Source organism: Salinispirillum sp. LH 10-3-1, from assembly GCF_030643825.1.
Classification (GTDB): domain Bacteria; phylum Pseudomonadota; class Gammaproteobacteria; order Pseudomonadales; family Natronospirillaceae; genus Salinispirillum.
Map to the genome: position 1 here is coordinate 2,026,574 of NZ_CP101717.1, position 12,298 is coordinate 2,038,871.

Annotated in this window: 5 protein-coding genes; 1 reads left to right on the forward strand and 4 read right to left on the reverse strand. The window is 52.9% G+C overall.

Annotation, left to right across the window (positions count from 1 at the left end):
* The first annotated feature begins 27 nt into the window (after nucleotides 1–27).
* Complete coding sequence (locus NFC81_RS09020) at nucleotides 28–333, forward strand: hypothetical protein (protein WP_304994156.1); 306 nt, start codon at nucleotides 28–30, stop codon at nucleotides 331–333.
* Here the strand turns inward: NFC81_RS09020 and NFC81_RS09025 are convergent.
* From NFC81_RS09025 to NFC81_RS09040, 4 genes are all read right to left on the reverse strand, one after another.
* A complete protein-coding gene (locus tag NFC81_RS09025) occupies nucleotides 327–8,960 on the reverse strand; it encodes a JAB domain-containing protein (RefSeq protein ID WP_304994157.1) in 8,634 nt (2,877 codons plus the stop codon). The genes NFC81_RS09020 and NFC81_RS09025 overlap by 7 nt on opposite strands.
* A gap of 430 nt (nucleotides 8,961–9,390) precedes the next feature.
* Nucleotides 9,391–9,516: a hypothetical protein gene (locus tag NFC81_RS09030; protein WP_304994158.1), complete on the reverse strand. Its 126-nt coding sequence runs from the start codon at nucleotides 9,514–9,516 to the stop codon at nucleotides 9,391–9,393.
* 385 nt (nucleotides 9,517–9,901) lie between these two features.
* On the reverse strand, nucleotides 9,902–11,995 hold the full coding sequence (locus tag NFC81_RS09035; protein WP_304994159.1) for a hypothetical protein: 2,094 nt from the start codon (nucleotides 11,993–11,995) through the stop codon (nucleotides 9,902–9,904).
* Between the two features lie 9 nt (nucleotides 11,996–12,004).
* The gene (locus NFC81_RS09040; protein ID WP_304994160.1) at nucleotides 12,005–12,298 is read right to left on the reverse strand and encodes a hypothetical protein; all 294 of its coding nucleotides are present in this window, start codon (nucleotides 12,296–12,298) and stop codon (nucleotides 12,005–12,007) included.

Here is a 12,298-nt window from a genome sequence, read left to right on the forward strand (position 1 = left end):
CTGAGAGAATGCCGCTACGATGGCGGCATGTATGATCAACTGAAGCCAGCGCGTGAATTCTTCGGACGGATACCGGGTAGTTTTTTACCGGTACCCGCCGTTGCAATTGTGTGTGCGCTTGTCGCTTCGATCATATTGCGCATCTCGCTGGCCATGACCAATTCCGGAACAGCGCTTGCGTTGCCTGGTATCATTGTTGGCGTCCTTGCGATTACCGTGGCATTCGCTGGGCCCTATTTCCTGCTGCCTGCTAACGCCAACAGTGGGCCGCGCCCAATCATTGCTGCCCTACTGTCGGCGTTCATCCTTTTCGATGTCATCTTTGGCTACTGAACGACGCGGACACCCTGCCTGCGCAAGTAGCTCAATGGATCGCTAACCTCAATACCTCTCTGCGCTAATTGGCGCCGTTGCTGCGCGATGGTGCTGGGGTTGTCTTGTCGAGCCATTAAGCCCGCGGCTACTGCTGCATGATGGTACGCATCATCCAATTCCTTGATTCGATCAAAACCTCGTTCAGAAAGGTTGTGCTCTGCCCACGCGAGGAAGTCCGTGCGCTCGCGCTGCGAAGGTGATAATGAAACACGGGTAGGCATGGCTGAGCGAACCGCCGCTTTCACACTCGTCAATGCAGATTCAATCTCACCCCGTGTCTGCATGCCTGAAACGTGGTCTGCCACAATGGCCGCTGCGCGCTGACTGTCACCCAGTAACAATGCATCAATAACCCGCTGGTTCGTGTTACTCATTTCCGTTTTGCCGTACCGATCGGGTGCCCGGCGCTTGTTCTCCAAGCCGATTTCATTGGCATAGCGACGAATGATGGTGCGCGTATAAGTACGATCTCTGCGGGCCTGCTCAAGCTGGGCAGCGTCGAAGTCAGTGAACTGCAGGCTGGTCAGAGTGGCACGCCGCGCGGTTCGATAAAGTGACAACTGCCCTTCTGCAAACTCGTTCCAGTCGCGCGCCGTAAGACCGCCCTGCTCCGCCGAGCGCAAAGCCATTTCAGCAATACCTTTAATGGGTGATAAGCCCGGTGGGTCAATGGGCGACTTCACGCGCTGACGGTCTGCCACGTCACGTACCATCTGCAAGTAGTTGCCAAAGAACCCAAGCGCACCGACGGCCATCATACTGTTCCAAGCCTTACTGACGGCCAGAGTCAAAGCGCGTGCAGTGTCATCGTTTTCAAGCGCTTTTTCGAGTTCATCAAGGTCTGGGGCTGGGTTGTTGTAGCCAAACACCGCTTCGCGCACCGTGGCCAAAGTCGCGCCAGCCAATATGGCCACACCGAAGAAACGTAGCATTGGCAGGAAAGTGCGCACACGCGCGGAGTATTCTTTACCTCCCTTGGTGTAGGTCACTGTCTCGCCACCTTCTGCGACTGATTTTATAAAGGGCTTCAGGTGGTTAATCCAGAACATGCGAGAAAGCTGGGTACCGAACTTTTGATACTTGAACAGGAAGCGGCCGATTGGGCTATCCACGAATACAGGCGTCTGATTCACCTTGTAGCTGCCCTGTGTCAGATTCACCTGGTACCGGAATAACCGATTTGTTTCTGGGCCACTGCCGTTTTCGGCAATGAGCTTGTTGGTATCAAAGCCGTTGCGTTGGTACCACGCCAAATAGCGTAGCGACTCAGCGCTGTCTATCTTTTGGCGCCAACTACCCAGTGCCTTGCGAAGCATTTGCCGCCCCATCACGAAACCATGGGTACGAATGAACGTTTCCATGGGCGTATAGCCGCCGTACTTCATCAGGTTTGAAGTGGTGGTTTGCAGTATCCGACCAGCTCCGTACTTGTCCATGTCGTTCAGCACGCTGGTGTAGTCATCAATCAGTATACCCAGCTCCCGGGCGCTCTTTATCTCTTGGCTTAAATTCGCCAGCGTGCTGGCCGTGGCCTTAATGCCGGGAATCATCCCATAAGCCTGAAAGTTCAACGCGGTACCACCAATCAAGTTCAGCATTGCGGTAGCGGGGTTGCCCAGCATAATGCCCGTAGCAATGCCATTCAGTATGCCCATGATGCTGACGTAAGGGTTGTTTTCCCGAGTGTTGTACACCCGATCTCGCACCCGCATGATGTAGTCTTTAGTCCGTTGGTCGCGGGTTAATTTTGTGGCTTCCATAAACGCATCCGGTTCAACCGAGGCCTGACCAAATGCTTCAATGCGGCTGATATTCTCCGCCCAATCGTTCATGTAATTCACTGCGGCATCGTATGAATAGTCATAGAAGAATTCAGGCAGTGCAGCGGTGCGGGCTTTTTCAATACCGGCGAAATAATCATCGCGTGACTTCTCGTTGAAGTCAGAACCCAGTTCACGGCTCAGATAGTCGTCAGCGGCCTCAATGGTGTTTTGTTCAATTCTGCCCGCGTTAAACAGCTCCTGAGCCATCCGCTTCCAAGTTTCTGTGTGGCGTGACGGGTTGTGCATGGCCTTCATTACGTCCTCATTCATGGCGCGTGGCCAGAATGTTTTCAGCTTGCCGATCAGTCGCCACTTCTTCTCTTTTGCGTCGAACACACGCACGCCGGCCGATTGGTTTTGCTCACCGGTTAGGTCGGCTACTTTCTGCCATGCGTCCACCAGCTCACGGGTAAGGCCGTGGCCATCCAACAGCATTTTCTCCGCTTCAGCCTTACGGCCATTTTCTCTCGCCGCCATGTAGTCACGAAATTCAGCGTGAACTTGCTTTTGCTCCTTGTTGTTCAGCTTCCGAATCTTCCGCTGCACCGGGTCCATGATCTTATTCAGATCACCCAGGCGCTGCCGTGTCTGGTCATAGAACTGGTCAACTTTTCCGGCCAAATCTTTGAAAGCCGGAAGGCGGCGCAGTACGTCACTGGCAGAATCCCAAAAGCCGCGCAGTCGGGCAAATTCACTGACGTGCGAATTGATGGCATTCACCTTGAACGGGTCTTCTTTTGAGCGATTAAAGATGCGACCAAAGGCCGACTTCACCTCACCTGCTGCTGAATACAAATCTGGTGAGGCGTCCACCTCCCCTGTAGTACTCTCTGTTTTCTCAGCGGCCTTCTTATTCATCACTTGAACGGCCATGTCGGCAGCATCCAGTATCTGCTCAACTTCAAGGGTTCTGTGCTTATCGATCAGCACGCGCAGATCGTCATCTGTCCAGTTAGTGGCAAAACCCAGTTTACGCAAGATATTACGGATTCGCGCGATCACTCGACGCATCAGTGTGGGTCGTTCATTGCCGTACTGCGCCGTGTGCGCAATGTACTCTTCCAGCGCCATCAGCCGGTCTTCGGTTTTCTTCAAGTTCAGACCGTAGTTTTCAGCAATGGGTGCTAACTGGGCGTCTTTGATCACTCCTGTGTCGTACAGGGTGTTCAAAAACGATTCAAGGTCTTTGCCCAGCAAGGCGCGCAAACCCGCATGGCCTACAAGCTCATGCATCAGAATTTCCTCAGCGTCTTTTCTCGATGCAAGGTTGTCGGCAATCAACCAAATACTGCGGTCTTTAGGGCGATACATACCACGCACAATGCCAGCACCAGACGACTCCATGTTGCGCTGTGCGTCCAGCGGTAAGTCAGTGATGCTTTGCACCACGTTGATACCACCGGGCCACTCGGCCTGAATATCATCAACCATGGATTGCACGGCTTCACGGGTCATAGCCTTTTCTGGCTTCTTTGCTTTGTTGCTTTTTGCATCGCCGGTTGTGTTTTTGTTGACTACATCTTCCGGCGTCATTACCCTTTCGTTAAGACCTCGATTTGGTGAACCACTCTTGGGCAATTGGAGCCCTATGAGTCGTACCAATTCGGGGTTTTTCTTTTTGTTGAGATAACGCAGTTCATGCCGCGCTAAAACTCTTGGGTTGTCTTTGCCGTAAACACTGGCAAGCCGATTCACCTCTAAGCGACCTTCTGCCTTCTTGAAGTGAACTGCACTTACCACCGGTGCGCCGTTGCTGTCCATGGCATTAACCAGCACCAACAAGCTGCCACTCTCCGAGCCGTTAAAGACAGCTACAGGGTCGTGTAGAAGTTCTGGCAACTGTTCAATGACACTCATTGGGACATCATGCTTAACGCCATTGGTCGCTTTCCGCACCACATCAAGCGTTATGGTCATTGGTAAATCAGGTGCACCCATTGCGCGTAACACGGGTGAAGATCGACCAAGGGTGGCGGGCTTCACCTGAGTACGCTTGGTTGAAATCATCTTCTGTAAGGCTTCACGGTAGGCTGTGGCCTCAGTCGCAACCGGTCTGAATGGACTGCCTGAAATCGCGCTGTAGAAATCCCCTGTATCGCTTGCCAAGCCTCTGGCACTGCCAGCCTCAGCGCTCTCAAGCTTTCCTGTGGCGTCTGGTAAGATCACGTCCAACACACGTAACCCGTTAAATCGATTTAAGAATTTCGACATATTGCGTGCGTAGGGTTTATGCTCTGCCTTGATGATGATCGCAGCGGCATTCGAGCGATCGATGGCTTTCAGAATTCGGTTGGCAGCATCACTGTCTCGAATAGAGATCATTTCGCTACTACGAAGTGGCAAATTGCCAATAAGCTCGTTTTGATTATTCAGCAACAAAAGTCCGTTCTTAGAGTCCATCTGGCTGGCCGCTTCAACAGCCATAAAAGGCATAGTAATTCCGCCAAAGTCACTTGGTTTGTTTTTGCGATAAATGCGCTCAGTGACAGGGACATTCAGCTTTCTAGTTCGCGGCGTGATGCGTATCTCTTCTGGATTTCCGCCATTTTGGTTCATGACGTGAGCTTTACCGCCAATACCAACCACCACATGCCCGGCCAGCTCAATACCCGTTCCATCAAGCAACTTGTTAAAGCGTTCGGTAACAATGCGATCTGAACTCGACGGTTCCGACTTACCCGAAGGGTGATTGTGAGAGAGCCAAACTCTGCGCGCCCCCTTGGTACCGACCACGGCAGATACCATCTCTATATCATTAAATGATGAACTGTCTTTGGCCCCTTTGCTGTGCCGCAGGACGTTTAACACCTTGCCCTTGTCATTCAATACCGCTGCCATCAGCGTTTCTTGGCCATGCTTGCGAATAGGTGCAAACAAATGTGCGGCGTCTTCCGCGCTTTCAATTTTATCGATGCCAGTCTTCAGGCTACCGACCGCCACATGCTCAATAGCTGTTGAAAAATCGTCAGGAATACCTCTGCCCGACTGCAATACCGCCACCCCGAACCCACCATCAACCTCAACAGCTTTAGCAAGACGAGATTCCCGAAACGCTCTACTCAAGCTTGCGGCTTTCGCAGTAGCAAAGGGTTGCCCGGTTGAGCGCAAGCGAATCAAAGGCTTATCGGTTTCACCCTCTTTCAGCCATTGCTTGAATTCATCCATGCTCATGTCGGTAACGGGACCAACTTTCCAGCCACGGTCGTAATTGGCTTTGTAGCCCTTAACGGCTTCGGCTTGGGTATCGAATCCCATCATCACCTTATGCTCATCGAAGCGACCATCAGCGTTCACTTGGTCAATCACAAATACCCGATCAGATTCCGGGTTGTCACCAATGAACACGTCCACTTGGTCACCATCCGCGCCCTCAGTACGGTTGATGTAACCGTAGTGATGCGCCATGGTGTTCGACCATTCAACACCGTCAGGGCTGGTACCGCTGCGCGTGGAACCTTTGGGGTTTTCAATGGCGATGTTCAGGCCCTGAATGGTTACTCGGCCCTTCTTGTAATTGCCCGCTTCTTTTTGGGCTTCAGTCGGTGAGGTGTTGGTGTCGCTCGCCGCCCTATCGAGCAAATTGGCTTGCCCACCGGCGGCGGCAATATCTGCTACAGCATCAGAGCCTGACAATCGGAAGTCATTGGCTTCTGAATCAGCCTTGCGTTTGCTGTCCGCATCGCGCTGCGCTTTTTCTTCAGACAATAAAAAGGCCGCGTTAGCGGCCTCGGTGTTTGCTGCGTCCTGCTCGGTCTGAGCAGTCAATTCTATTTCTGGGATTGGCCCTGTTTCTCGCTGGCCTGAACCTTCTTCAGTGATGCGACCAGCATCCCCTGCTTCAGCTGCTCGGTCTTCGTTGGTGTTGGCTGTGTTGGCTTCTTGTCCATGAAGTATTACCCCTACATTGTCGGCGGATTGGCTTAAGTAATCCTGCACGGAGGGGTTGGCATCGCCAAACAATCCAGCTTGATCAGGACTTCCTAACGCTTGAATTCTATCATAGAAGTCTATGATGAAATCGGCCATGGATTTTGCACTGCGCTTTTTGGCATCAAACACCTGGGCAATGCTTTTCGCTACCGTTGAGATGCCTCCTACCATGTCGCCTTGGGCCAAGTAGTCATTGATGGATTGGCCGCGGTTACCCATGTCGTTATACAGGGCGACGGCTTGCACGATTTCCGCCGACACATCAAGATCGTGCAGTTCCCCTCGATCTATTGCGCTGCGCACGCTGGCAACATGGGGCGCTGCCCGCAGCAGTGCCGCATGTATGTTCTTTCCGCCGTCATCAGCCCCTTCAATAAGCTGTGCCAGCACATCGGTATCGCCATAGGCCTTGTACATCAATGCGTTCTGGATGCGATTCAATCCCGCCTGACTCAATGCACCGCTGCCCTTAACCAAGTCGTTCCGCTCATTGACAGGCAACGCACTTACGAACTGACGGAAGAACCCAAAGTTTTCCGGCGTATTGATTTTGCCATCATCGGAAACACGAAGGTTTGGAATGCTTTGGATGATATCGCCATCGATGCGCGCTTGCTCAAGTGCGCTCATCCGTGCGCCCGTCTGCTCATTGCTGCGCATGGTGGCCATGGCGACATCAACATCACGATCAAAGCGGCGTACCAATGCGGGTTGTTTCATGTTGCGAATACTGGATGCGTCGACACCAAACTCACCGGCTCGGCGTTCCAATTCCTCACGGTACTGAGTCGCCGTTTCATTGCGGTAAGCTTCCAGAATGGCCGACACGCGCCCATTGCCGCCAATGATGACACCCTCTTTGGTGACCGTCGGAGCCCCCTCACTCATGCGTGCGGAAGCGCCCAGCTCGTTGAAATCCAGATTGTTAGCGATAGCCTGCACTTGCTGTTGATAGGCCGCGCGGGTGCGGTCACGGTTCTGGTTTTCAGACTTCTTAATCTGCGGGCGAACGGTTGGGTTATCTGCCAAATCAATCAGCATAAAGGTGGCTGGCTCGTAGTGGTCGCCTACCTTAACGCGAGTTTGAATGCCAGGCGAACCCTTGACGCTCGGCCGCACTTGCTCAGATCGCATTTGATCAACACTGGCCATAGCGTCCGCCAATGCCGACAGCACTTCTTCACGCTGACGCTGTGGTGCTGGGTTGTCGATCATTGGCTGGGTTGTACTGCGCGCGGTAAATGCACGGTCACCGGGTATAGGACCAAGCACCGGATCAGCGGTACGGCCTTCCGCGTCAGGCATCAGAATGCTGTCAGGTGCTGGGGTGTTGTCCAGTTGTGGCAGGCCCAATAGGTCATCATCAAGCTTCGGAATTTCTCGGCGCGGCTCTTGCGCAATAGGTCTGATTTCGTAGCCTTCGCCATCAATAGGGGGTCGAACAGGCTCAATGGGATTGGTAGGCTCTGCCGGAATAACATCACCTTCAAGCCCAGTGTTTCGTGGCTGGCCAAACTGGCCGGTCATGGAGCGCTCTGTGGTTTCCCGCGCCTGAATGGATTCGGCGGTTGGTTCGCCATAAATGATGTTTTGATGCTCAAGCAAAAGCACTTCGTCTTGCTGTGTGGTTTGGCCGGCATTGAGTCGATTCAGTGCATCATTCAGTTGGCTTGCAAGCTCTGTAGGTAGTTGCTGCTCTGCGTCTGGGCGTAGTTTCGCAATGCCGCCGGTAGCACCACCGACCGCACCACCAGAAATCGCACCAATGATGCCGCTATCCACACCGCGCGCCAGTACGTTTTGCGAAACAGGTCGACCGTCAATGTCAGTCAGTGCCATATTGGTTTGGGCTTGGCTGATTGCCTGATCGGCACCCTCCTGCACAAATTCAGTACCTGCGCCGCGTTTAACGCTTTGCAGTGCGCCGCCGACGCCACGGAACAAGCGTTCATAGGCAGGGCCGAGCATGCCATAAAGAACAGCGCCACGGGCAGCGCCGCCACCAAACGATTCATCACCCATGCGGACGGCAAGCATTTCACGCGCCTGCGTCATCATTTCAGCGTGATCGCCTTCAGGGTTTTGCTGGTACAGCTTTTGGTATTCCTCGCGGAAGGCCGGGGCTTCAGCCAGTATGCTCAGGTCAGCGTTCAAGATTTCTTGCTGCACTTCGTCCAGGGAGCCTGAGCCACCCATCAGGGAACCGGCGGCGCTGTAACCCGTCATTGCTCCTGCTGTTCTCGCAGCTTTTTCTCCAACACCCGCTGCGCGTAAACCCACCCGTGTACCAGCGCCGATAGGGCCACCACCCAATGCAAGCGCGGGTAATGAACCTGCGCCTTCTGCAACAGATTGTCCCAAACCGCGCAGACTGAATTGACCATCACCCACGATAGCAAAATTCCCTACCGCGTCTTTTGTGGCTTGGCTCCGGCCTTCGCGGAGGTGATCAGCAGCTCGGTCTAGTACGGGGGATATACGCGGCACATCACCTTCAGTGGCGCGGTCAGCCAGCCATTCAGCACCCTTGGCCATTGAGCTGATGCCACCAACAAAGCCAGCACCGACAGAGCGCGCCGTATCACCCATTAAGCCAGGTTCATTTATTGTCGATTCCGCTTCTGAGCCCTGATCATAAAAACTGTTCTGGTAAGTACTGGGTGCGGGCGCAGTGGCCGACTGCCATGCAGCACGCGCCTGCTCTCTTTCGCTTTCTGGAACGTTGGGAGCTACCACTTGCTGAAAGAACAAATCGCTTGCTTGGGCTCGCTGATCAGGTGACAGGCTCTTGTATTCATCGGTTTGAGTGTAAGCTGACCAGTTTGGGGTCATAAATACTCCGGGTAATTCGCAAAATTTGGCTAAAAAAAAACCCGCGCGGCTGGCCGAGCGGGGTTAGTTGGTATTGGCTCTATGACAAGCAGTGGTTAGTTGATTAAATAACCCAGAATCTCCGGGTTTAGTATTAATAGTGGGATGCTGACAGCAATCATGACAAGCAAAAAAGCAATTACAAATTGCCAAAGCCCGCACTTTTCAATGATGTAACGCATGAGTTTTGCCACCGGTTTTAAATTTATGGAAAAAGGGTTACTATCTAGCATTCAAATGTTCCTTTGACTGACGTTTGAGTTTTAAACCCCGCTGATCTGGTACATCGCGGGGTTTTTTGTTTTCTATCATTTAGATATAGGCGGATTGACAAAGCACTTGCTCAACTCTCCTATAAAATTTTTGAGCATCCATTTTCTCCGGTGTTCATTCAGCCCAAAATCATCAGCACTACCAAAAACCACACCAAGCTAGCTCCAGAAATTCCTAGTACTGACATAGTTGTTGCTGCGGCAATCAGTGCTGTGATCACAATGGCTTTTGGTAGTTTTTCCATTTTTTCTCCTCAAAAATTTTCTCTGTACTTCAGATATAGGCGAAACAGTCTTTTGTCTGCTCACTCTTTGTGAAGCACTCTCCCAAAAAAAGGTTCACTGAGTATTTTTGCAAGTGCTAAAAATTACCTTCATTACACAGATATAGGCGGAACGACAGACAGCCGAACGCCCTCCTGAAATTTTCTTGGAAAATTCTTTTGCGAAAGTACCAGGGGAATAACTGGGGCTTGTTACTGACAAGGAATTGGCGAGGTGTCGCCCTTCCACATTTTGTAACACAGTTTTCGAAATTCAGGGGAAAAAATCGGCGGTTTTTTGAAAACGGGATTTCGCCCCGGATCAACAAGGTTTTAGCACTCTTTAAAGTTGTTGCACGCACGGAACTCAACGAATCTCGGGGAATCCTGCATTTACATCAGCTATTCGGCCATTCTGAATGAGCCATTGCTCTAACTGCTGAGGGTTCATGCCCTGTTGAATCCCAGCGAGCACACCTTCAGGGTCTTGCTCAAACAAGGTGCGTAAGTTGGCGATTTGCGCAAGCGCTTCCCCGGCGGGTGTACCCGGTGCAATAGCGCGCAGCAGTTCATTTGTGTGCTGATACTCTTCCTGAGACTGCGGCTTAAACGCACGCACAATGGCTGGACCACCTTGCCCGTTTTGCATCTGGTTGAGCCAGCTCATGTATTCACGGCCTTGCCGTTCACGCTCACGCGCGCCACCAATCAGACCACCAACACCATCAATGCCAGCATGCACCAAACCCTGAACACCATCTAATGCACCGTGAACTGCTCGCCCTGCAGGTGATTCTCGTCCGGGTCCAGTTTGTTCAGGCCTGTTCATAGGTGTTGGCGCGCGCAAGCCACTGGCTTCTGGTTCCACGTTCGGCTGAGACTGCTGTGGCGCCATACCATTCTGCAATAGCTGGTCACGGCTCGGCATGTCCTGCTGTCCACCCGGAACCGGTACACCGCCACCACTCATGAACTGTTGCAACACAGCACTGGTTTCAGGCGTCAGATTGGCCGAACCACCACTGGCTTCTGAACCTAAAAGGCCTTGTCGTGTCTGCTGGAACTGCTCCATTAAGATCTGGTCTGTACGGCGTCGCACATCGCCCGGCGCTGCCCCCTCGCCCAACTCCTGCACCGCAAACTGCTCTGCATCTGATCGACGCAACAAACGACCGCCGGCGGCATCCACCACACGTTGACGCGCAACTTGAGGAGATACAGTCTGGCCGTTCGCCCGAAGCTGATCCCAGAACTCAGCGGCAAGTGCGGAATAACGATCTGCGGTTTCAAGGTTCTCACCACCGCGAACAACTTCACCAAATTCGTTCATTTCAACGCCCATCATGTCGGCAAAGCCGCGGTTGATGTCGGAGTACCACTGTCGTTGATCGCTGCTGCTCATAGTTCCACTTCCACCTTTGCCACCAGTGCCGCTTTGAACAGCATGCCAACGACCATCAGGCCCATATTGGCCCATGCCTACGCCTGGTTGCTCCACGATGTCACTGAATCGACCTGGTGCTTCTTCTCGCTGGGGTAACATGCCTGTTGTGCGTGCAGCGTTTAGTGTCCGTTGTTGAATCTCAGGTGATTCACTGAACGCGGAATGTAGCTGCATTAAGCCTTGCAGTGAGTCCATCAACTCAGCCACCGGCACCTGCAAAACTTCATTGTCACCGTCTGCAGCAGTTCGTCGTTGCTTGGTCATTGGCTGGCGGGTGCGTTCACCATCACTACCTTCAACCTCCAGCTCAAACACCAATGAGCCTGGCTGATTGCCCGGCATCATATCCACAATCTTCTTTCCTTTTCCGATGCGGTGACCATAGATATTGTTTGCCGCCTCCAATACCTTCGGGCTATGGATATTGGTATCTGTAGAGTCATCCAACAAATCGAGAAACACCGCAATATCCTGTGCTCTTTCGGGTGCAATAGCGTGACTTAATGGAATGGGCGACAGCTCTTCTACCATGGCCAGTTCTTCGTCAGTAACCGTGTGCTGTTGCTGAGGGTCCAGTAAACGCTGCAAAATGGGCGTTACACGTTGTGCACCCCAGCCACGGGCTGCGTCTGCAAGGTCGCCTTGCACTTGTCCAGGGAACTGCTGCACACCCTTGGCCACCAAGGCCCATTGATCGTCTGAGAGTTCTCCGCGCTGCTCAAGGTCTGCAAGAATTGTAGACTGCGCGCGCTGAAACTCATCCCAGTCCAGCGCCCGCACATTACGCTGGTGTATTTCACCGGCGCGCCCTTGATTCTCCTGCTCCCACTCAAACCGCTGATCTTCCATGCCAAGCCGCCGAGTTCGGTCAGATTGCGCATCTTTGCGATCTTCACGCGCCCATTGCAGCATTTCATCGTCGCGCTCACGGCGCTTTTTGTCATCGTGAATATTCGATGCAAGTCCGTAACCTTGTGCAAAGCCACTCACGACGCCCCGCGTATCTAGTCCTGCCATGATGCCCCCTTAACCGAAGAACTTACTGAACAAATAACCGGCTGCTGCGCCGCCCACAAGGCCAACTGGCCCTGCCATTGCACCAAACTTGGCGCCCATGGCGGCACCACTTGCACCAGCTGTTGCCATGCTTAGGCCCAGTCCAGCACCTGCCCCAATATTGCTGTTACGTTGCGCTGTTTTAGCCGCATCAATATTGTCGTTGGCTTGATTTCGGCGCTGTTCGAGGTCTGCTACACGGGCGTAGCCATCAACTGCTTGACCTTTCATGTCTTGCTGCAAACCCAATAATCCGAAGCTCAT